Origin of the sequence: Paenibacillus sp. RC84, from assembly GCF_041260495.1 — a bacterium.
Classification (GTDB): Bacteria; Bacillota; Bacilli; order Paenibacillales; family NBRC-103111; genus Paenibacillus_F.
In genome coordinates, this window is record NZ_JBGBYL010000016.1 from 1 (window position 1) to 22193 (window position 22193).

A 22193-nucleotide genomic window follows, 5' to 3' on the forward strand; every position below is an offset into this window, starting at 1 on the left:
CAATCACTCGTTGTTCAGTTTTCAAAGGACAATCTCGGCTTGTCAGCCTCGTTGTTGGCACCGTGTTTCAGCGGCGACTTAAATAAGATACCACGCTGAGAACCAGAATGCAAGCCCAAATTTTGGACAAGCCCAAAAAAATTAAAAAGGCGCCACATCGGCGCCTTTTTACCTACAAATCTATTCTCCCTGACGCTGCTCGCGCATATGAGGGAACAACAGCACATCACGGATAGACGGAGCGTTGGTAAGCAGCATAACCAGACGGTCAATCCCGATACCAAGTCCGCCTGTCGGCGGCATGCCGTATTCAAGCGCACGAATGAAGTCATCGTCCATTTCATGGGCCTCGTCGTTGCCGTGTTCACGCTCAAGCAGTTGCGCTTCGAAACGCTGACGCTGGTCGATCGGATCGTTCAGCTCTGTGAAGGCGTTAGCGTGTTCACGCGCTACGATAAAGAGCTCGAAGCGGTCCGTGAAACGCGGGTCTTCCGGATTCTTCTTCGCAAGCGGCGAAATTTCAAGCGGATGCCCGTAGATAAACGTGGGCTGAATAAGCGTTTCTTCCACAAACGTTTCGAAGAATTGGTTCACGATGTGGCCGAAAGTCATATGAGGCTCGACCGGAACCTTGTGTTCTTTTGCCAGACGCTGTGCTTCTTCATTGCTCATGTGTACGCTGAAGTCAACGCCAACCACTTCTTTAATCGCATCTACCATGGAGATCCGTTTCCAAGAAGGCGCAAGGTTTACTTCATGTCCTTGATACTGAACCGTAGTCGTTCCCAATACTTCCTGCGCGATATGGGCGACCATATTCTCCGTCAGCGCCATAATATCTTTGTAGTCCGCGTAAGCCTCATACAGCTCAATCATGGTGAATTCGGGGTTATGACGGGTGGAAATACCTTCATTACGGTAAACACGCCCGATTTCGTACACTTTCTCCAAGCCGCCTACAATCAGGCGTTTCAGGTGCAGCTCAATAGCGATACGCATGTAAAGCTGCATATCAAGCGCATTGTGATGCGTTATAAAAGGACGTGCGGCCGCGCCTCCGGCAATAGCGTGCAGAGTCGGGGTTTCCACTTCCAGATAGCCGAGGCCATCCAGATAACGGCGCATGGATTGAATGATTCTTGAACGCAGAATAAAGGTCTCCTTCACTTCCTGGTTCATGATCAGATCGACGTAGCGCTGGCGGTAACGGGTTTCGACATCCTTGAGGCCGTGATATTTCTCGGGCAGAGGAAGCAGCGATTTAGTCAGCACTTCCAGTTCTTTTACCTTGATGGAGGTTTCACCGGTCTTCGTTTTGAAAACGGTACCTTTCACACCCACCATGTCGCCGATATCCAGCAGATCAAAGGCGCTGTACTTCGTGTCGCCAAGCGCATCCTGACGAACGTATATTTGAATTTTGCCCGTGATGTCCTGAAGATGGGCGAAGCTTGCTTTCCCCATAGCACGCTTCTGCATGATACGTCCGGCAATGCTGACTTCAACGGTCTGCTGCTCCAGTTCTTCTTTAGGCGTTTCTTCATAGGCATCCAAAATTTGTTTGGCCGTGTGCGTCCGTACATATTTGTCGCCGAACGGATCTACGCCCAGACCGCGCAGCTCGTCCAGTTTGTCGCGGCGAATTTGTAACAATTCGTTTAACTCGAGTTCCTGACTCATGCTTTCAACTCCTATATGTTATAGCTCCGGATTGCGAAGCTTTTAGCATGCCCTTCCCGCTCCCGATGATGCTCCCAGGAGGAGAAAAGCAGCGCTTATTATGCGGGCTGCCCGTAATTATACGGTCTATTTTACGCGAAAAAAGCTTCCAAAGGAAGCTTTTCCTGCAATCGCCGCTTCGGATGGTGATCCGAGATAGCGGTTTTATTTTTTGATGTCCATGATTTCGTATTGGATAACGCCGGCAGGAACTGTCACATCGACTTTAGCGCCCTTCTGCTTGCCAAGGATCGCTTTGCCGACAGGACTTTCATTGGAAATTTTATTCAGAAAAGGATCGGATTCGGCTGTGCCGACAATCGTATACTCGACAAGATCACCAAATTCGAGATCTTTGAGCGTCACGATAGAACCCACGTTGACTGTATTGATGTCAACTTCGTCCAGATTGACGATACGGGCGTTGCGGAGCATTTTCTCCAAGGTAATGACGCGGCCTTCAATAAAAGCCTGCTCGTTCTTCGCATCCTCGTACTCGGAGTTCTCGCTGATATCCCCGTAGCCGATGGCTACTTTAATCCGTTCGGCCACCTCGCGGCGTTTAACCGATTTCAAATGTTCGAGTTCTTCCTCAAGTTTCTTGAGGCCTTCCTGGGTAAGGAGCACTTCTTTTTCACTCATACAAACCTATCTCCCGTCGTGTAAATTCAAGGAAATGCTATACGAATTCACTCATTTATTCAAAAAACTTAACGTAAAGATGCAACTTATTGCCTGATTATAGGGCAACCAATTGCAATTGTCAATGTAACCCAGCGCCCCCTTTACTTAGTGCAAAGCAGGCTGTTCTTCCTGATTATCGGACATATTGTCGAAAGAACTCGCATATTCGTCCAAGATGCGGACCATGCCGTCGCGGGTCGTCTGTTCCATGATGGCGTCCTTAAGACGGGCGGCGCCTTTCATACCTTTGAGATACCACGCCATATGCTTGCGCATTTCCTTGATGGCCACGTTTTCGCCTTTGAGCTTGATCAGACGGTCCATATGAAGGGTCGCGATTCGCATTTTCTCTTCGGCTTCCGGCTCCGGAGGCAGCTCGCCTTTGGTCAGATACTGTACAGTGCGATACAGCATCCATGGGTTGCCCAGCGCGCCGCGGCCGATCATGACGCCGTCTACACCGGTTTCATCGATCATCCGCTTGGCATCTTCGGGTGTTACGACATCCCCGTTCCCGATAACCGGAATGGAGACGGACTGCTTGACGTCGCGGATGATGTTCCAATCCGCTTTGCCGGTATAGAGCTGTTCACGCGTACGGCCATGCACACTGACGGCGGAACCGCCGCCGCGCTCGACCGCCTTGGCGTTCTCGATCGCGTAAATATGCTCGGAGTCCCAGCCGATCCGCATTTTGACCGTAACGGGTTTGTTCACGGAGCCCACTACCGTCCGAACCATTTCTTCGATTCTCGAAGGGTCGAGCAGCCAGCGTGCCCCCGCATCGCATTTCGTGATTTTGGGTACGGGGCAGCCCATGTTGATATCGATAATATCGGCATTCGTATTGGCGTCGACATATTTAGCGGCTTGCACGAGCGTTTCCGTATCGCCGCCGAAAATTTGCAGGCTGAGGGGCTTCTCCCGTTCGTCCACGTAGAGCATCTCCATCGTACGGGAGTTGCCGTGCACAATCGCTTTGTCGCTGACCATCTCAGCGCAGACCAGGCCGCATCCGAATTCTCTGGCGATCAGACGGAAAGCGGGGTTGCATACGCCGGCCATCGGTGCCAGTACAACGTTATTCGGGGCGACGACGTCGCCTATTTTTAACATGTGTTCTCCTCCTATTTGCCGGAGGGCGGAAGAAGCTCCTCCGGTTCAATGCCCAGGGCATTGGATATTTTCTGAATCATCCGGGTGTCCGGTTTACGTGTTCCCCGTTCGATGGAACCGAGAACGGCTATTGAAACGCCGAGCAGTTCGGCGAGTTGGTTCTGGGTGTATCCTTTCAGCTTGCGGAATGCCCGAATTCGCTGGGCCACTGCATTTTTTTCCACAACATAACGCCTTCCTTTCCATCCAGTTTAGCCAACTGTTTCTCTATGGATGCAAACGATGTGTTCGGTATATGTGAAAAAAGATCTGCCAAGGGGACTAACACAAACGCTCGCTCCTGCATACGGGGATGCGGGACAATCAAATCCGGCGTGCGGATCTCCCGCTCCCCGTAAAGCAGCAAATCCAAGTCAATCGTTCGGGGACCGAAGCGAATGTCTCGGACTCTGCCCAGCACTTGCTCGATGTTCTGCATGACTGCAAGCAGCTCTTCCGGAGAAAGGCTCGTATAAACGGCTGCGGCCATGTTTAAAAAGGCATCCTGGTCCACATACCCGACCGGATCCGTCTCATAAATGGCCGAACAGGCCAGCACTTGAACGTGCGGATGTTCGTCCAGCTTCTTAAGCGCTTCGGCTAGATACCGCTCCCGGTCTCCGATGTTGGAACCAAGCGCGATATACGCGGTCGTGATGTCGGCAGGGCTCATGATTGCGCCCGCTTCCGGCTTATCTCAACGGTCACGCCTGCAAAATGAATATCGAAAGGCGGATGTGGTTTGATTACCCGCACCGTCACTTCTTCGATACTAGTATAAGTTTCAAGAAGGGAGGATGCAACCTGCTCCGCCAGAGCCTCGATCAATTTAAAGGTTCTTTTCTCTACGACCTCTTTAATAACGGCATAAGCCTCCGCATAGTTGATGGAATCTTCTATGTTATCGGTACGGCCGGGTTTGTCCAGCGGCATGTGCAGCTCAACATCCACATAAAAACGCTGTCCCAATTTATTCTCTTCGGCAAAAACGCCGTGATACCCGTAAAACTCCATACGTGTCAGTATAAGTTTGTCCATTACATGTCTTCCTCCTCAAGCCTCAAAATCAGAATAGGCGCAAAACTGCCGGTCCGTAATCCAGTAGACTAACCGGTCAGATTCAGGCTCTACATACTCCCGGGTCCGCGAACGATCGCGTCCGTCATGACGGCTACCCGCTTCATTGCCTGCACATCGTGTACACGGATGATATCGCAGCCCTGCGCAATTCCGAGCGCCGTTGTTGCCGCCGTTCCTTCAATGACGTCATCGGGCGGCAGCCCGAGCGTCGTGCGGATCATGCTTTTGCGGGAAGTGCCAAGCAGGACGGGATACCCCAGTTCCACAATAGCCTCCAGCCGGTTCATCAGCCATAAATTCTGCTCGTAGCTTTTGGCGAATCCGATACCGGGGTCGAGGATGATATTCGTCTTCTTCACTCCCCCGCCCAAAGCGAGATCAATGCTTTCCTGGAGATCCTCCAGAACTTCCGGAAGAAAATCCGTATACACGGCCTCCGGGCGGTTATGCATAAGAATAACCGGACAGCCGGCTTGAGCCGCCACGCCAGCCATGTCCGGGTCCGCTTTGAATCCCCATACATCGTTGATGATATGGGCGCCCGCTTCGATCGCCTGCCTCGCAACCTCCGCTTTGTAAGTATCCACCGAAATCGGAACCTGAACGTGCCGGACCAGTTCCCGGATAACAGGTACGACTCGTTCCAACTCCTCCCGGAGCGAAACAGGCGCGTGTCCCGGGCGGGTCGACTCTCCGCCGATGTCGATCATATCGGCGCCTTCTTCCACCATGCTCAGCGCGTGTTGTACCGCATGCTCCACAGTAGTGTAAGAGCCTCCGTCGGAGAAAGAATCCGGCGTGACGTTCAGAATTCCCATAATGAGAGTCCGGCGTCCGAGTTCAAAGCTTGTCTCTCCTGCTGCCAACGTTCGAATCATTCCAAAAGTCACTTCCTAAGGCTAGAGTAATCTCGTGCATTCCCGATACAACTGAGCCAGGCGGCTCGTAAAAGGTCCGGCCGTTCCCCGTGAGACGGTTATCGAGCCGCCTCGTTCATCAAACAGTTCATTTATAGAGACAATTTCCTGAACGGAATTCGTCACAAAAATCTCGTCCGCCTCACACAGCTCGCTCCAGGGAAATAAACCCTCGCTTATTTCCAAGCCCTCCTCTTCTGCAAGCTTAAGGACAAAAGCGCGCGTAATGCCGGGAAGAATGCCCGTTGTCAAAGAAGGAGTGAAACACACGGCTCCTTTGATCCAGAAAATATTGCTGACGATGCCTTCCGCTACATATCCGCCGTTATCCGTAAGAAAAAGTCCTTCCGCCCCATGCGCCCACGGATAGTTCATCATTTCTCTTTTGGCAAGGATATTGTTCATGTAATGGAATGACTTGTGCCTGCGTCCGCTTTCCGGCGTATTTCTCCGCAGATTCAGCAGTTGAAGGGGACGTGAGGCAGGCTGATCCGCCTTCCGCTGCGGAAGGCTTTTGACGTAAATAATCTCGCTGGGATTCTCATAAAAAGCGCCGCCCGGCAAACCGAGCATGTCCACTCCGGCCGAAACGGCATACCGGAAGTAGGCGTCCTCCAGTCCGTTAGCCTGAAGAAGCTCCTCCACTCTGGCCCTCAACCCTGTCTCGTCCGTTTGAAACGGAATGCCCAGTTCCGCACAGCCCTCGCGGATTCGCTCCATATGCTCCCGAAGTAAAAAAGGGTGTCCGTTGTACGTGCGAAACGTCTCGAACAGCCCCATGCCATATAAAAATCCGTGGTCGTAAACGGAAACGACCGCTTCTTTTTCTTCTACAAGATTTCCGTTCATCCAAATCTTCATTTAAGCTCCGGTTCCCGCCGGTACGGTACTCCCCAGGAAATTGCGGAGCAAAGTCAGGCCGTGGTCCGTAATGATGGACTCCGGATGAAATTGCACGCCCTCGATCGGGTACTCTTTATGACGGAGTCCCATAATCTCTCCTTCGTCCGAGGTAGCGCTAATTTCCAGACAATCCGGCAGCGTTTCTTTGCGGACGATCAGGGAATGATAGCGCGTTGCCGTGTAGGGAGAAGGAATGCCTTCGAAAATCGTTTTGCCGTCATGGTGAATCGGAGATGTTTTACCGTGCATCAGTTTGCCGGCCCGGACCACGTCACCGCCGAAAGCCTGACCGATAGCCTGATGGCCGAGGCAAACACCCAGAATCGGGATGCGGCCTTTGAAATGGCGAATCACGCCAAGGCTGATGCCCGCTTCGTTCGGGGTACAGGGTCCCGGCGAAATTAGAATGTGATCCGGCGATAGCTCCTCAATGCCGGACAGATCTATGGCATCGTTGCGTTTCACGACGATCTCCTGCCCTAATTCGCCCAGATATTGAACCAGATTGTACGTAAACGAATCGTAATTATCAATGACAAGAATCATGCTTGTCTTCCTCCTCTACTCTTCTACAGGACTTCTGTCCCTGCTCGGCTCATGCTGTGCTCGCTAAACTGGATCGCTTTCCATAACGCTCTCGCTTTGTTCAGGGCCTCTTCGTACTCACGGTCCGGCACGGAATCGATCACAATTCCCGCACCCGCCTGAATATAACCGCTGCCTTCGGCCGCTACGAGCGTTCGTATAAGTATATTAAATTCCATATTGCCGTTGTAGTCAATCCATCCCATCGATCCTGTATACGGGCCGCGCCGGACCGGCTCCAATTCTTCAATGATCTCCATCGTCCGGATTTTCGGCGCCCCGGTTATCGTGCCTCCCGGGAATGCGGCCGCGATGACATCGAACGCGTCCAGGCCTTCCCGCAGCTCGCCGGTTACCTCCGAGACGAGGTGCATCACGTGAGAGTACCGCTCGATCACGAAAAACTCATCGACCTTGACGGAGCCGTACCGGGCGATCCGTCCAAGGTCGTTGCGCTCCAGATCCACGAGCATCACGTGCTCCGCACGTTCCTTCTCGTTGGAGAGAAGCTCGTCCGCAAGCCGGGCGTCCTCTTCCGGCGTGCGGCCTCTGGGGCGCGTGCCCGCGATGGGCCGGGTGCGCAGGTGCCTGCCCTCGAGCTGAACCAGCAGCTCGGGCGAACCCGACACAAGCGCGAAGCCGGGGAACCTCATCAGCCCCATATAGGGCGACGGGTTCACAATGCGCAGCGCTTCGTAGATCTGCTCGGGCGATGTTTGGAGCGGTCTGCTTTGGCGGACCGACAAATTCACCTGGAAAACATCCCCCTGCCCGATGTAAGCCTGAATCCGCTCGACGGCGCGGATGAAAGATTCCCGCGGAAAGGCCCGGCTGGCGCCTTCCGCCGCTTCCGCCTCCAGCGTGGTGTCTTCGCCGGCGCTCACAAGCGCCTGCCACTCCGCTTCACGCTGGAGCCGCTTTGCGCCAGCCTCGGCGTCCCCGGCCAGCCCGCGCCAGAGCCGGAGCATGCTCTCCGAACGCCGAACGGCGGCCTGGTAGAGCCGGGAGAGGTCGGAGGCGGAGGGGTCCGCCGGCAGCGGGGTATGCACGGCCGCGTAAAGCCGGCCTTCCTCGCGGTCGAAGACCCAAACCTCGTCGTAGCGGGCGAAGCTGTATTCCGGCAGCGGAAGGTCGTCTTCCGCCAGCTCCGGAAGTTTCTCCATGCTCCGCACAACATCGTAGCTCCAGAATCCTACGCAGCCGCCTGTGAATTTTGGGGCCCCCGCTACATCCGGGGAGCGCCAGGGAGCCATCCACCGCTTGACGGTATCCAGCGGGGCGCCTTGCATAGGAGCGGAGCGCCAGCCGTTCGGGACGGCTCCGTCCCGTTCCGCGGCTTCAGCCGATGCCGCACTGCCGCATATGGCCGCAACCGGGTGCAGCCCGAGGAAGGTATACCGGCCTCCTCTGCCGCTCTCCAGTACGAATGCGTGTGTGCCCGCCGTTCTCCATGCATGCTCCCAGGTACTGATTTCTTCCGTCCACGGGATGCTTGTTATATAAGGAACGGAGGTGTAAGCGCCTGCTTGCGCCCATTCCGTCCAGTCAGCCAAGGTGGTTAACGTTATTGTTGTCGCAGACATGCAGCCAGCTCCTCATTCTGCTCTATACTCATGCGGTAAGGTAAGTTAGGTTAGCGTTTAATCGAAACGATACAGATTGCGTTTTTTCGGCAAATTCCGTATGCTACACGCCACGATCTGCCTGTTCGAAGACCGAAAACATTTCACTTACAGGTTTAAAGCATCGTTTAAAAACGGACCCGACGGTTCGGTTCGCGCCGGATTTGTCCCTTAGTATACTTGAATTGGCCCAAAATAAAAAGCCTCCAGCAAGATCTGCTGAAGACTTTTGGAACGTATCCGATATTATCCGGTTCTATTCGTCGAATTGGTAAAGCGGAGTGCTCAAGTAACGCTCGCCGTTGCTTGGAATGACGGCAATGACACGTTTGCCGGGTCCGAGTTCTTTGGCGACTTTAAGGGCAGCGAAGATCGCCGCACCGGAAGAAATACCGCCCAGAATCCCTTCTTGACGGGCAACGCGGCGCGAAGTTTCGAAAGCGTCCTCGTTGTCGACCGGAATGATCTGATCGTAGATTTCCGTGTTCAAAATGTCCGGTACAAAGCCGGCGCCGATCCCCTGGATCTTATGCGGGCCCGGCTTGCCTCCCGACAGAACCGGCGAAGCGCTTGGCTCTACCGCTACGATCTTGATGCCAGGGAAGTTCTCGCGAAGCACTTCGCCCGTACCGGTGATCGTTCCGCCTGTTCCGATTCCGGCAATAAAAGCATCCAGCTTGCCGTCATAGCCTTTGATGGCTTCGACAATTTCCGGACCTGTCGTTTCACGGTGGATTTTGACGTTAGCCTGGTTTTTAAACTGCTGAGGAATAAAATAGCCAGGGTTCTCCGCTTGAAGCTCTTCCGCTTTGCGGATAGCGCCCTTCATGCCTTCGGCTCCCGGTGTCAGAACAAGCTCGGCACCGTAAGCGCGGAGCAGATTGCGGCGCTCCATGCTCATCGTTTCCGGCATAACCAGAATGGCACGGTATCCTTTCGCTGCCGCTACCATGGCCAGACCGATTCCCGTGTTGCCGCTCGTCGGTTCTACGATCGTGTCGCCCGGCTTCAGCTTGCCTTCCTGTTCAGCGGTTTCGATCATGCTGATGGCAATCCGGTCTTTTACACTTGCTCCCGGGTTCTGGAACTCAAGCTTTACGTAAATTTCCGCGCTATCTTCCGGAACGACCCGATTTAATTTTACAAGCGGAGTATTCCCGATTAACTGTGTAATGCTTTCCACCAATTTAGCCATTCGTGTCACCCTCCCAGGTTTGAAAAAAAAGGATTTATATCCGAGTTATTAGGTTGGTATTATAATCCTATATTATCAGTGCCTAAGACCCTTGTCAACACCTTACAATTCTCTAAGAATTCGGGTTTAATCCCGGGTCGGCAATGGTCGCTTTCCACTTTTGGCGGAGGGACAGCAAATACTCGTTAAGAGGAGGCGCTTCCTGCAGGGCGAGCTGTTTCCGCACACTCTCCCGGATAGCCGCTTCGTCGGGACCGGTATTCATTTTTTTCTCCGTGATTAAAATAAGGGCATATCCTCCCGCGGTCTTGATTGGCGCGCTCAATTGGCCGACCCCTAATTTACGGGCCGCCTTCATGATCTCCGCCGGCTGGAACGGATCGTCCTCCTCCATCCAACCCAGATCTCCTCCCTGGCTCCCGGAATCGTCCAAAGAACGGTCCCTCGCCAAAGTCGCGAAACTCTCCCCGCCCTGGTAGGCGGCCGTCGCCTTCTTAGCTTGATCCAGAGCGGACACGACCATTTTGTGAAGGTGAATTTGAGCGGTCTGCTTGAATTCTTCAGGATGCCCCTGTATGTACTTGGTAATCCGGTCGTCTGCTATCTCGACGTCATGCGTCGCAAGCTTTTCGAGCAAAAGTTTATAGAGCACGTCTTCTCTGACGTCCTCTTTGCTCATTCCGAGCTGTTCTTTCATCGAGTCGTAAAAGTTTTGTTCGTTTTCGTAGCCCTGCTGCATCCGCTTCAGCTCACGGCTGATTTCCGCTTCGTTGATGTCCACTCCCTGCTCCTGGGCTTCCAGCCGGAGGGTCTCGCGGTCCAGCATTTGATTGAGCATTTCGGCACCGTAGTGTTTGGTCAACTTCTCCGTCAATTCGCCTTGTGTAAATTCACGGCCCGTGATCCGGGCCACAATGTGACCGTCGGCAGGAATATCCCCGGAACGTCCGCCTGCCGCCGACTTCTTCCCTAGTCCCGTTTCCGACAATTGTAGCGACAAGAGGACAATGACTCCTATCGACAAAGCGAGGATAGCTCCCCACAACACTTTTACATTGTGCATGCTCTCTCCCTCGATTTGTTACTTGTTGATGGAATCCAACATAGTTTGCAGCTCTTCGCGTTCAAATTGGTAGGCTTCATTGCAGAAATGGCAGACGACTTCCGCCCGTCCGTCTTCATCGATTAAAGATTGAAGCTCATCACGGCCCAAGCTGATGATGGTTTGCTCCACTCTTTCCCGGGAACATTTGCATTGAAAAGATACGGCAGACCGTTCCATAATTTCTACGGACGGCAGGACTTCTTTCAGCACTTCTTCAAGCGATGCGCCGCGATCCAGCAGGGTAGTGATCGGCGGGATCTGTGCCAGCGTCTTTTCGATTTCAGTGATTTCATCGTCCGTCAGCCCCGGCAGAAGCTGAATAATGAACCCTCCGGAAACTTTGACCGTCCGGTCGACGTCCACAAGTACACCAAGGGCAACAGCCGAAGGCGTCTGTTCGGACTTGGCGAAATAGTAGGTAAAATCTTCGGCCAGTTCACCGGAGACGATCGGAATGCTGCCGCGGTAATTTTCTTTAAGCCCGAGATCTTTCGTTACATATAAAAATCCGTCCGTTCCGACCGCGCCCGCCACATCCAGTTTCCCCTTGGCGTTCAATGGCAGATCCACATTCGGATCGTCTACATATCCGCGCACCTCGCCCTTGGAATTGGCGTCAACGACGATAGAACCGATAGGTCCGCCGCCCTTAACCTGCAGGGTCAGCTTTTCTTCGCCCTTCAGCATAGCGCCCATCATAAGACCGGCTGCGGCCGTTCTTCCCAAGGCGGCCGTGGCTGTCGGCGTTGTATGGTGCCGTTGGCGGAGTTCTTCCGTAATGGAGGTCGTCAGGACGGCAAACGCCCGGACTCTTCCTTCCAGCGCAGTTCCGCGGATCAAATAATCACTCATCACGTTACCCCGTTTCTTGTAAGCTATTCCTGCTTCGCATTTTTGGTATAAATGAAGCGCAGGCCCTCCAGCGTCAGCATCGGATCGACGACATCGATCGTACGGGATTCGCTTGCGATCAGTTCGGCATGTCCTCCGGTCGCGATAACCTTAGGAGCAATGCCGAATTCCTGTTTGACCCGGTCCACGATTCCGTCTACCTGGCCGACATAGCCGAAAATGATTCCCGCCTGCATGGACGATATCGTGTTGCGTCCGATAACGCTCTTGGGCTTGATCAGTTCGATACGCGGCAGTTTAGCCGCCCGCTGATACAGAGCCTCTGTTGAAATTCCAATGCCGGGCGCAATCGCACAGCCGATAAGCTGCCCGGCATTGTCTATATAATCGTACGTGGTCGCCGTACCGAAATCAACAATGATGCAAGGAGAGCCATACAGCTCGAGCGCAGCCACGGCATTAACGATCCGGTCCGCCCCCACTTCCTTCGGATTATCGACCCGGATGTTGAGCCCCGTCTTGATGCCGGGCCCGACGATAAGCGGCGTTCTCTTCACATATTTTAAACAAAGGTGTTCCAGCGCAAACATCAGAGGCGGTACAACGGATGAAATAATGACCCCTTCGATCTGCTGGATATCAATGCCGGCATATTGAAAGAGGTTATGAAACATCATCCCGTACTCGTCCACGGTCGCAGAGCGATTCGTGCCGAGCCGCCAGTGATGAAGCAATTCGGTGCCCTGATAAATGCCCAGGACTATATTGGTGTTGCCAACGTCTACGACTAAAATCACAACGAAACTCCTTTCTGCTCGTTAAGATCCAGACTGATATCAAGCGCAGACACGGAGTAGGTCAGCCTTCCGACGGAAATCACATGTACCCCTGTTTCCGCCAGCGATTTGATCGTTTCCAGCGTAACGGAACCGGAGCCCTCCACCAATACATGCGGAGCCTGGCTTTTTACGATGGAAACGGCTTTGGCCATGTCGGCCGCTTTCATATTGTCCAGCATAATAATATCCGCGCCAACCGCAATGGCTTCGTCCAACTGCTCGAAGTTCTCCACCTCTACTTCAATTTTCATCGTATGAGGGATTCTCGAACGAGCCGCACGGACGGCCGCCGTAATGCTGCCTGCGCCCTTGATGTGATTATCTTTGATCATAACGGCATCGTACAGGCCATAGCGGTGATTGAACCCGCCGCCGACTCGCACGGCGTATTTCTCAAGCATCCGGTGCCCCGGCGTCGTTTTCCGTGTATCGACGAGCCGGGTAGGAAGGCCCTCCAGCGCGTTCACATATTGACGCGTACGCGTGGCGATACCGGACATCCGTTGAAGAAGATTGAGAGCAAGCCGTTCTCCCTTCAGGATACTCCGAGTGTTTCCCGTCACGATGGCTATTACCGTCCCCTTGGAAACAAACTCCCCTTCCTTTACCTGCGGTGAAAACACCAGGTTCTCATCCACTTCCGCGAATACTTCCTGCGCTACCCGCAGGCCCGCCACAATTCCGGATTCTTTCAGATGAATGATCCCTTTGCTCTGCTGGTCCGCGGGGATGGTGTACATCGTGGTCACATCACCGGTTCCGATATCTTCGTCGAGCCACAATTTGATGTTCTGCCGTACTTGTTTAAAGTTTAATTCCATCATTAAGTATCCACTCCTCCGTCAGACCACATTCACGGTTTAATACGGTATGTTTAAGCCACTGCTCGTCTCTGCGCTGCGGAAAATCTTCCCTGTAATGCCCGCCGCGACTTTCTTCACGGTGCAGCGCGGCTTCGGCTGTCAGCAGTGCGCAGGTCAGCAAATTAGCGAATTCGTAATCTTCCCTGCGGGTAAGGCATGAGTCGAAGGACGGCAGATGCCGTTTAAGTTCGTCGAGTGCCCGCTGAAGCCCAGCCGCATCTCGGCGGACTCCCGCATAACGAACCATGACCTTCTGCAGCTTCAATTTTTTCTCTACCATTGCCTGTTTCGGCAGCTCCGTACGGGCAGCGGTTTCTTCACCAGTCTGGGGCACCTGGTTCAGAAGCGGAGCAAGTGACCGGATACGATCTATAATCCGGCGTCCGAAAACAATCGCTTCGGATAACGAATTGCTCGCCAGCCGGTTGGCTCCGTGTACACCCGTAGAGGATACTTCCCCGCAGGCGAATAACCTCTTTATGTTGGTTTCCCCATGCAGATCGGTCTTTACCCCTCCCATCATATAATGAGCGGCAGGGGCGACGGGAATCCAGTCGCTTGTCAAGTCCAGACCGAATGACAGACAAGTTTCATAGATGGTAGGGAACCGGTGCCGGATCATCTGTTCCGGCTCATGGGTTATATCCAGGTAGATGAAACTGGAACCCGTCTCCTCGATTTCGCTGACGATCGCGCGGGCTACTACATCTCGGGGGGCAAGCTCAAGCTGGGGATGGTATTTCTCCATAAACCGCTCCCCTTTGATGTTGCGCAAATAAGCGCCCTCACCGCGGACCGCCTCCGAAATTAGAAAACGCGGCGCTCCCGGGTAAACAAGCACGGTCGGATGAAACTGGATAAACTCCATATCACGTATGTCAGCTCCGGCGCGGTAAGCGATCGCCACCCCGTCTCCGGTCGCAACGTCCGGATTAGTCGTGTACCGGAACAACTGACCCGCACCGCCTGTACATAGCACGGTCGCGTTGCCCTGGACATATACACGCTGTCCATCGGGCTTTTGAACCAGGGCACCGCAGCATTCCCCATCAACCGTAATCAGATCAATCACAATATGATCATCCCAAATTTCAATGGACGGGTTATTCTTGGTATTTTCGGAAAGCGCCCTCACAATCTCAGCGCCGGTCGCATCCCCATTCGCATGGAGAATCCTCCGCTGGCTGTGAGCGCCTTCTTTGGTCAAGGCGATTTCCCCGTCTTCCAAATCAAACTGCGTCCCCATCCGGATCAGGTCCTGTACGCCCTGCGGTCCTTCATGAACCAGTACGTCCACAGCATCTCTCGAACACAAGCCCGCGCCAGCGACAAGCGTGTCCTGCAGATGATACTCAGGCGAATCTTCATCGGAAATTACAGCGGCAATTCCACCTTGGGCATACCGGGTGTTGCTGTCCAGAAGCGATTTCTTCGTAATCAAAAGCACGCGTTGAGAAGCGCTGGCCTGCAGGGCCGTGAATAAACCGGCAATGCCTGCGCCGATAATGATTACGTCGGTTTTATAGTGCGGAATGGCGGTCAAATCCGTATCCGTTAAGTATCTAGGTATCATGGCGGTTCACCCGTGCCTTCAACAAAGAGAGTAGCGCATGCTACTTAACTTGTAACATGCGCTCTAAGGAAAGCTTTGCTTTTTCAGCCACTTCCGGTGCTACATAAATTTCAGGCTGCATGGTTTCCAGACACCGGACGACTTTTTTCAAATTGTTTACTTTCATATTCGGGCATACCAGATATTTCGTGGCAAAATGAAAAGTTTTATTAGGGCTGTCTAAACGAAGCTGATAGCCTGTTCCGTCTTCCGTTCCGACGATAAACTCCTGGCAATCGGATTCACGGCAGTACTTGATGATAGCCGTCGTGCTGCCCACAAAATCTCCAAGCTTTACAACCTCCGGTCGGCATTCCGGGTGAACCACGAATTGCGCGTTGGGATGAGCCGCCTTCATTTCCTCGACATCTTTGACGGTCAGCATATCGTGGGTGTTGCAGTAGCCTTCCCAGATAATCATTTTTTTGTTTGTGAATTTTGATACATAGTCGCCTAAATTTTTATCCGGTACCCAGATAATCTCCTCGGCATCGATCGATTCGATGACTTTTCTTGCATTTGCGGATGTGCAGCAGATATCCGTTTCGGACTTCACTTCCGCTGACGTGTTGATGTAAGCGACTACCTTCGCATTGGGGTGCTCTTTCTTCAGAGCCCGCAATCCTTCCACGTTCACCATGTCGGCCATTGGGCAGCCGGCCCGTTCGTCGGGAATAATCACCTTCTTGGTAGGAGCGAGAATTTTAGCACTTTCCCCCATAAAGTGTACTCCGCAAAAAACGATAACATCTGCATCGGTTTCAGCGGCTTTCTGAGCCAGAAGAAATGAATCCCCGCGGAAATCGGCGACTTCCTGAATCTCGTCACGCTGGTAGTAATGAGCGAGAATAATGGCATTGCGTTCTTTCTTAAGCTCTAAAATTCGCTCTTTCAGCAGTCTGTTCTGCTCGGCTTTTCTTTCGAGAGCCAATGCCTCCATGAATGCATCCTCCTTATATGAAGCGGCACGCCCTATGTTCAATAGCTATGGCGATCGCCTTCTCACCCTTGTGAACTCTTTGTAAAAGGCAATTCAAGTATCACAACTAAATTTACACAACATGCATGGACGTGTCAATCCGCAAATCCGGCCGCTAAAATGAAAAAACCGGACGTCCGCGGGGACATCCGGTTGTATGCTCAGTTCTATCGGCTATGCCTGGTTGTTGCCTTCATCATCCGGTTTATCCGGATTGAGTTTGGTCCGTTCAGGCGTTTCGGTTTTCAGTTCGATTTCAGGTGCAGGTTCCGGCTTAACGCTGTCATCCTGTCCTTGGATCGTAACTTTTATATCCTCATTGCCCGAAATCTGACCTTTCTCAAGAAGCTCCACGATCTGTTCCTTATCGAGCGTTTCTCTTTCGAGAAGCGTTTGAGCGACAAGGTGAACTTTGTCCTTATGAGTATTCAGGATCTGCTTCGCCCGGTCGTAGCACTCCCGGATGATCAGCTGCATTTCCTGATCGATTTCATAAGCGATCGCATCGCTGTAGTTCTGCTCATGACCGATATCGCGGCCCAGGAATACTTGACCTTGGCTGCTGCCGAACTGCATCGGGCCGAGCTTGTCGCTCATACCGAATTCCATGACCATCTTGCGAACGATTCCGGTCGCTTTCTGGAAGTCGCTGTATGCTCCTGTCGCGATCTCGCCGATGAAGATTTCTTCGGCAACGCGACCGCCAAGAAGTCCGGTGACCTTGTCGAGCAGCTCGTTCTTGGTCTGCATCATCCGGTCTTCGCCTTCTTTAGGAAGCATCATCACGTAACCGCCTGCGCGGCCGCGGGGAACGATCGTTACTTTATGAACCATGTCCGCATTCTCGGCATAGTAACCGATGATGGCGTGACCGGATTCATGGTAAGCTACCGTACGCTTCTCGCGCTCGCTGATTACGCGGCTTTTCTTCTGCGTACCTACGATAACACGGTCGAAAGCTTCTTCGACCTCGGCCATCGAGATATCTTTGCGGTTGCGGCGCGCTGCGATAAGCGCCGCTTCGTTAAGCAGGTTCTCCAAGTCGGCACCCGTAAAGCCGGTGGTGTAACGCGCGATGGAGTCCAATCTTACGTCCTTGGCCAGCGGCTTGTTGCGCGCGTGAACCTTGAGGACCGCTTCGCGGCCTTTCACATCCGGACGGTCAACCGTAATTTGACGGTCGAAACGTCCCGGACGGAGAAGTGCCGGGTCCAGAATGTCCGGACGGTTGGTAGCCGCGACGATGATGATTCCTTCATTCGCCCCGAATCCGTCCATCTCGACGAGCAACTGGTTGAGCGTCTGCTCGCGCTCGTCGTGTCCGCCTCCGAGGCCTGCGCCCCGCTGACGGCCGACGGCGTCGATCTCGTCGATAAAGATAATACAAGGCGCGTTCTTCTTCGCATTCTCGAAGAGATCCCGTACACGGGAAGCACCGACACCGACGAACATTTCCACGAAGTCGGAACCGGAGATGGAGAAGAACGGAACTCCGGCTTCACCCGCAACAGCACGGGCAAGCAAGGTTTTACCGGTCCCCGGAGGACCGTTGAGAAGCACGCCTTTCGGAATGCGGGCTCCTACTGCAGAGAATTTGCGCGGATCTTTAAGGAATTCGACGACTTCGATCAATTCCTGTTTCTCTTCGTCCGCGCCGGCCACGTCTTCGAACGTGACGCGCTTTTTCTCTTCATTATATAAGCGTGCACGGCTCTTGCCGAAATTCATGACTTTGCCGCCGCCGCCCTGAGCCTGGTTCATCAAGAAGAAGAACAGGACGAAGATGATCACAAACGGAATGATGGACGTCAGGAACGAAATCCAAACGCTGTCGCCTTCCATTTTCAGATACTCTTCTTGAACCCCCGCTGTTTCGATCAGCTCTACTACACGTGAATCAAATGGACCACGGGTAACGAATGTAGATTTATCCGCCGCCTTAGGATTCTTGTATTGCCCGTTGATCAGGTACGTGCCCCCGTCGACTTTAATTTGAAGCTTCTCGACGTTCTTGGACGTTAATTCCTGCCGGAACTGGTTGTAGGTAATCGCTTCTTTTTGATCGTTCTGCGTACTAATGAAATGCACAATACCGACTGTTACCAGGAAAATCAATAAATAAAAACCGGTATTCCGGATAAAGCGATTCATCCGCTACCTCCTCTCAAACGACACACTTTTTATATTTTACCACAGCATGTCTTAGCATCACAACAAAGCCGGCCGTGGGACATACCCGGGTGTTCTTAAGAAGAGTAAATCTCTGGTTTCAGAACACCGATGTAAGGAAGATTGCGGTATTTCTCGGCATAATCAAGCCCGTAGCCTACGATAAACGCATCCGGAATTTCAAAACCGGCATAATCGGGCTGCAGATCGACGGACCGTCTGGCAGGTTTGTTGAACAGAGTAACCACAGACACGGACTGGGCATTTCTTCTCTCAAGCACGTCAATGAGGTAGCTCAGGGTCAAACCGCTGTCGATAATATCTTCGACGATCAGTACGTGACGTCCTTCTACGGACACGTCCAAATCTTTAATGATTTTGACGACGCCCGACGACTTGGTCGATTGTCCATAGCTGGATACCGCCATAAAATCAAGCTCAAGCGGAATCGTAACCTGCTTCACGAGGTCCGCCATGAAAATAAAAGCTCCTTTAAGCACACAAATCACAAGCGGATTGCGGCCTTCGAAGTCTTTGGATATCTGGGCTCCAAGCTCCTGTACCTTAGCTTGAATTTGTTCCTCCGAGTAAAAAACTTCTTGAATGTCGTTAAACAAGGATGCTCCCCCTACTTAATAATATGAAAACTGTGACAAATCATTCTCCAAGGCCGTTTCCCTCAGTCACCGGGGGCTCAATCCGGATGTGCAGCCAACGTACGGTTCCCGGTCCGACAAGCGCATGGCGGGAACGACGAACGCCCGGTATCCACAGAACCCTTCCTTCTGCATCCATAAGCAGCGGAAGCCGGTCTCTGCGGCTGGGCGGTATTTTGGCATCCATGAGAATATCTTTTACTTTTTTGGTGCCGTTTAAACCAAACACGTCCAAACGGTCCCCGGCTTGCCGGTTTCTCACCGACAACGGCATCCGAAGGACATCAAGGTCAAACCAAGCCTCGTCGGGGCAGGGTGCCGGAATATCGGCGCCGCCGACTCCATCCCGCTCCTCGGCCGTAAAACCAAAGGTCATTCCGGCTTCGGGAATAGGCAGAAACGGCTGCTGCAAGTCCACTTGATGCAAAAAAGCCGCATCCCCCGACCTGGCTGATGTCTCGGATCGAAAACAGATACGTTCGTACTCACGAATCAAGGCAATACGTCCGTCGATTGGCCATGTGAGATTGGAGGGACTGTCCTGCACAATTGCCGTACGAATCGCCTCTAATCTTGCATAATCGACGTTTTCCTCTTGAAAAGCGAGATAATTTAATATTAGTTTAATCACACGCCTTTGTAAAGCGACGTGCAAGTGAACAAAATCACCCCGATCCAAGCTCGCTGAACCCGCCTCGGTCTTGACGACGGAAGCATACACGCGGTCAGCTTCGTGTTCCATATAATCGTTCTCGGCCGTCATGATTTCACCCAGCCGATTCAAGGACTCCGGAAGCTGATCGTTATATTGGCGCAAATAAGGCATCGCATCCAGCCGTATCCGGTTCCGGAAATACTTCCGCGAATCGTTGCTGCTGTCCCGGCAGTAAGCGAGCCCCAGGAAATCACAATAACTAATTACCTCTTTCTTGTATATACGAAGCATAGGCCGGACGAGTTCCACTTTTTTTTCGGCTCGCCGCACGGGTATTCCCGTTAATCCTCCGGGCCCGGTGCCCCGTAAAATCCGCATCAGAATCGTCTCGGCCTGATCGTCCGCGTGATGGGCAAGCGCGATTTTGCTTGCGCCATACTTGCGAGCCGTCTCAAAAAGGAACTCATACCGTTTCCGCCGCGCCGCGACCTGAGAGTTCAAGGCTGTTTCTTCTATATAAGCAGGCACATCAATAAAAGCCGACTCGCAGGGCAATCCGAGACGCTCCGCAAAGGAGGCGACGAATGCCGCTTCACGGTCGGACTCTTCCCCTCTGAATCGGTGATTGACATGCGCTACGACGAGACGCCAATTCCTTGAACCCGACAGCCCGTGCAGCAAATGAAGAAGCGCAACCGAATCCGGTCCTCCCGACACGGCTACAACGACGGTATCGCCCGGTTCCAGCAGCTTCTCTTCGGCGATACGGCTCTCGACGGCCGTACGGACCCGGAATCCCGGGTCCAATCCTTTGCTGCCGGGCTCCCTATGGTTAGCCTCTCTGGGCTGCCGCTTCCCTTCCATGATTGTTTCCCCGCTTTCCGTCAACTGCCGCAGCACCCTGTTAATCGGCCCTTGTAAAGAAAGGGCGGAAGTCTTGACCTTTTTTCAGTCCAGATAAAAGTAAACGATCGTTCCCAGCAAAACAATCAAGGATATCGTCAAAAACAGAACAATCCCGGGGGCTTCTTTGCGTTCGGCCGGGACTTTGATGCCGCGCGCCTTCTTGGCTTGTTCCCTCCATACGGCAAGCGCTTCTTCGGAAGAAGCAAACCGGTTATTCAGAGCCTTCAGCAAAAAAGGAGCCAAGCCTTTCATCCGCTCGCTGCTTTTGACGATATCCTCAAGCATGGAGATATTCCGGTTCTGTGGAAGCTCCTGCAGGGCGGGGCGGAACGCGTCGCGTTCATCCAGTGTTTTGATGATCAGAACGGCGAACGAAAACAAATCGTAGCTCTCCTCCGCAACCCGTTCTCCCGCACACCAGTAGCCGCGGTCAAAAATCTCCGTAAACTGCTTAACCGCACGTCCCTTGGCCGTCATGCCGCCGAAATCTATCAGCTCCACGCTTCCATGCTCCGTAAGAACGAGATTGTCGGATTTCAGATCTCCGTAGATAAACCCGCTGCGGTGCAGCTCCGTAAGCTTTTTAAGCAGATTCGATCCGATCACGTAAATCCAGTCCTTGCCGTAGGTCCGTATGTATTTCGATAAAGAAAGACCTTGTATGTAAGGCATGATAAAAAACGACAAGCGGCGTCCCTCGAATTCCGCATCGTCGGCATCCAGCAAAAATCGGCTGAACGACGTATCCGTTTTGGAAAGGGACTGCAGGGCGTTTACTTCGAACTGATGGTCGAGAGGATCGTATCCGATCTTCATCGCATACCGGCGCTCGCCTCTGCGTACAAGCAGCACTTGGCCGTTCGCTCCCGAACCCAGCCCGCGCACAACCGTATAAGTTCTGCCGTTCCAGATCCCCTTGAGGGTCGTACCGAGCGGCAGGGCGGGCTCATACGACGTAGTCACGCAGCATCCCGTCCTCATCGTCTGAATAGATAGGTTTACCCGATACGTACGCCGCCACTTTCAGCATGGCAGGTCCGGTAGGGGTGGTGCCCTTCATGTTTAATTTATAGAACATCTTATCCAGATTTGCAAGATTTGACGTCCAGCCCGAATCCATTTCCACATCAGGATCACCGTCATGCCGTCCCGGAAAATGAAAAACCGACAGTTCGCTTGTTCCGCTCCGCGCCTTGAGACTCAGCAGCAGATCGGAGATGGCCTCACGCACCGCGGCCATCTTCGGCTTCATGCTGGCGCTGGCATCCACCAGCAGCGCGACGCGGAGGGAACCGCTCTCCGCAAGCTCGTCTATGACGCGCACGACCTCGGAGCGCTGTGCAGGAGGCAGCTCGGTCATGTCCCCGCTGCCGAGTATGCTCTGCAGCTCCCGGCTGACCGCCTGCTGCACCGTCTGCGTCACGGTCTTGCGCGTCATCATCTGCACGGTCTGCGACAGCTGCTGCGGGGTTGCGATCCGGCTCATGCCGCCTCCGGCTTTCGCAATCTCGCGGATTTCCTCGGCGCCGAGCAGGCCGAGCTCGCCCTGGTCAACGACACCGATCACGTTGACGGTAATGCCTTCCGCGCGCGCTTCCGCCGCAGCGGCCGCCGGGCTGATTCCGACGTTCGAACAGCCGTCGGTGATTAGTAGGATCTGTTTCATCTCTTCCGCCTCCAACCTATGAATGTTCTTA

At 53.3% G+C, this 22193-nt stretch carries 22 protein-coding genes; all 22 read right to left on the reverse strand.

What is annotated here, in order from left to right; genetic code table 11:
* Positions 1 to 180: 180 nt before the first annotated feature.
* The 22 genes from lysS to ABH899_RS27165 all read right to left on the reverse strand — a co-directional run bounded on the left by lysS (position 181) and on the right by ABH899_RS27165 (position 22162).
* Positions 181 to 1680 carry a lysine--tRNA ligase gene (gene lysS, locus ABH899_RS27060; RefSeq protein WP_218231763.1) on the reverse strand — a complete coding sequence of 500 codons (1500 nt, stop codon included), beginning with the start codon at positions 1678 to 1680 and terminating at the stop codon, positions 181 to 183.
* Between the two features lie 204 nt (positions 1681 to 1884).
* A complete protein-coding gene (gene greA / locus ABH899_RS27065; protein ID WP_009671888.1) occupies positions 1885 to 2361 on the reverse strand; it encodes a transcription elongation factor GreA in 477 nt (158 codons plus the stop codon).
* Between the two features lie 147 nt (positions 2362 to 2508).
* On the reverse strand, positions 2509 to 3519 hold the full coding sequence (gene dusB / locus ABH899_RS27070) for a tRNA dihydrouridine synthase DusB (protein WP_009671892.1): 1011 nt from the start codon (positions 3517 to 3519) through the stop codon (positions 2509 to 2511).
* An 11-nt stretch (positions 3520 to 3530) separates the two neighbouring features.
* Positions 3531 to 3743, reverse strand: coding sequence for a helix-turn-helix domain-containing protein (locus ABH899_RS27075; RefSeq protein ID WP_009671865.1), 213 nt, complete (start codon positions 3741 to 3743; stop codon positions 3531 to 3533).
* The gene (folK, locus tag ABH899_RS27080) at positions 3695 to 4231 is read right to left on the reverse strand and encodes a 2-amino-4-hydroxy-6-hydroxymethyldihydropteridine diphosphokinase (protein ID WP_218231764.1); all 537 of its coding nucleotides are present in this window, start codon (positions 4229 to 4231) and stop codon (positions 3695 to 3697) included. Before folK ends, ABH899_RS27075 begins: the two co-directional genes overlap by 49 nt.
* Complete coding sequence (gene folB / locus ABH899_RS27085) at positions 4228 to 4596, reverse strand: dihydroneopterin aldolase (protein ID WP_009671857.1); 369 nt, start codon at positions 4594 to 4596, stop codon at positions 4228 to 4230. The genes folK and folB overlap by 4 nt, the downstream gene beginning before the upstream one ends.
* 89 nt (positions 4597 to 4685) lie before the next feature.
* Positions 4686 to 5516 carry a dihydropteroate synthase gene (gene folP, locus ABH899_RS27090; protein WP_370001920.1) on the reverse strand — a complete coding sequence of 277 codons (831 nt, stop codon included), beginning with the start codon at positions 5514 to 5516 and terminating at the stop codon, positions 4686 to 4688.
* 21 nt (positions 5517 to 5537) lie between these two features.
* A complete protein-coding gene (pabC, locus tag ABH899_RS27095; RefSeq protein ID WP_370001922.1) occupies positions 5538 to 6416 on the reverse strand; it encodes an aminodeoxychorismate lyase in 879 nt (292 codons plus the stop codon).
* On the reverse strand, positions 6417 to 7004 hold the full coding sequence (gene pabA / locus ABH899_RS27100; protein ID WP_218231767.1) for an aminodeoxychorismate/anthranilate synthase component II: 588 nt from the start codon (positions 7002 to 7004) through the stop codon (positions 6417 to 6419).
* 23 nt (positions 7005 to 7027) lie between these two features.
* A complete protein-coding gene (locus ABH899_RS27105; protein ID WP_370001925.1) occupies positions 7028 to 8626 on the reverse strand; it encodes an anthranilate synthase component I family protein in 1599 nt (532 codons plus the stop codon).
* A gap of 295 nt (positions 8627 to 8921) precedes the next feature.
* Entirely contained in the window at positions 8922 to 9860 is a 939-nt protein-coding gene (cysK, locus tag ABH899_RS27110; protein WP_370001926.1) for a cysteine synthase A, read from the reverse strand.
* Positions 9861 to 9972: 112 nt separating this feature from the next.
* Complete coding sequence (locus tag ABH899_RS27115; RefSeq protein WP_370001927.1) at positions 9973 to 10923, reverse strand: peptidylprolyl isomerase; 951 nt, start codon at positions 10921 to 10923, stop codon at positions 9973 to 9975.
* Between the two features lie 18 nt (positions 10924 to 10941).
* Complete coding sequence (gene hslO, locus ABH899_RS27120) at positions 10942 to 11817, reverse strand: Hsp33 family molecular chaperone HslO (RefSeq protein ID WP_009671895.1); 876 nt, start codon at positions 11815 to 11817, stop codon at positions 10942 to 10944.
* 23 nt (positions 11818 to 11840) lie between these two features.
* Entirely contained in the window at positions 11841 to 12614 is a 774-nt protein-coding gene (locus ABH899_RS27125) for a type III pantothenate kinase (RefSeq protein ID WP_370001929.1), read from the reverse strand.
* Positions 12611 to 13480: a carboxylating nicotinate-nucleotide diphosphorylase gene (gene nadC / locus ABH899_RS27130; protein WP_370001931.1), complete on the reverse strand. Its 870-nt coding sequence runs from the start codon at positions 13478 to 13480 to the stop codon at positions 12611 to 12613. Before nadC ends, ABH899_RS27125 begins: the two co-directional genes overlap by 4 nt.
* Complete coding sequence (gene nadB, locus ABH899_RS27135; RefSeq protein ID WP_370001933.1) at positions 13461 to 15092, reverse strand: L-aspartate oxidase; 1632 nt, start codon at positions 15090 to 15092, stop codon at positions 13461 to 13463. The genes nadC and nadB overlap by 20 nt, the downstream gene beginning before the upstream one ends.
* Before the next feature lie 40 nt (positions 15093 to 15132).
* On the reverse strand, positions 15133 to 16071 hold the full coding sequence (gene nadA / locus ABH899_RS27140) for a quinolinate synthase NadA (RefSeq protein WP_370001935.1): 939 nt from the start codon (positions 16069 to 16071) through the stop codon (positions 15133 to 15135).
* A 213-nt stretch (positions 16072 to 16284) separates the two neighbouring features.
* Positions 16285 to 18261, reverse strand: coding sequence for an ATP-dependent zinc metalloprotease FtsH (gene ftsH, locus ABH899_RS27145; RefSeq protein WP_370001937.1), 1977 nt, complete (start codon positions 18259 to 18261; stop codon positions 16285 to 16287).
* A 95-nt stretch (positions 18262 to 18356) separates the two neighbouring features.
* Positions 18357 to 18896, reverse strand: a complete 540-nt coding sequence (hpt, locus tag ABH899_RS27150) for a hypoxanthine phosphoribosyltransferase (protein ID WP_009671909.1) — start codon at positions 18894 to 18896, stop codon at positions 18357 to 18359.
* A 40-nt stretch (positions 18897 to 18936) separates the two neighbouring features.
* Positions 18937 to 20454, reverse strand: a complete 1518-nt coding sequence (gene tilS, locus ABH899_RS27155; RefSeq protein WP_370001939.1) for a tRNA lysidine(34) synthetase TilS — start codon at positions 20452 to 20454, stop codon at positions 18937 to 18939.
* Positions 20455 to 20538: 84 nt separating this feature from the next.
* Positions 20539 to 21459 (reverse strand): protein kinase domain-containing protein, encoded by a 921-nt coding sequence (locus ABH899_RS27160; protein ID WP_009671868.1) that lies wholly within the window; start codon positions 21457 to 21459, stop codon positions 20539 to 20541.
* Positions 21443 to 22162: a vWA domain-containing protein gene (locus ABH899_RS27165; protein ID WP_009671875.1), complete on the reverse strand. Its 720-nt coding sequence runs from the start codon at positions 22160 to 22162 to the stop codon at positions 21443 to 21445. The genes ABH899_RS27160 and ABH899_RS27165 overlap by 17 nt, the downstream gene beginning before the upstream one ends.
* Positions 22163 to 22193 lie beyond the last annotated feature (31 nt).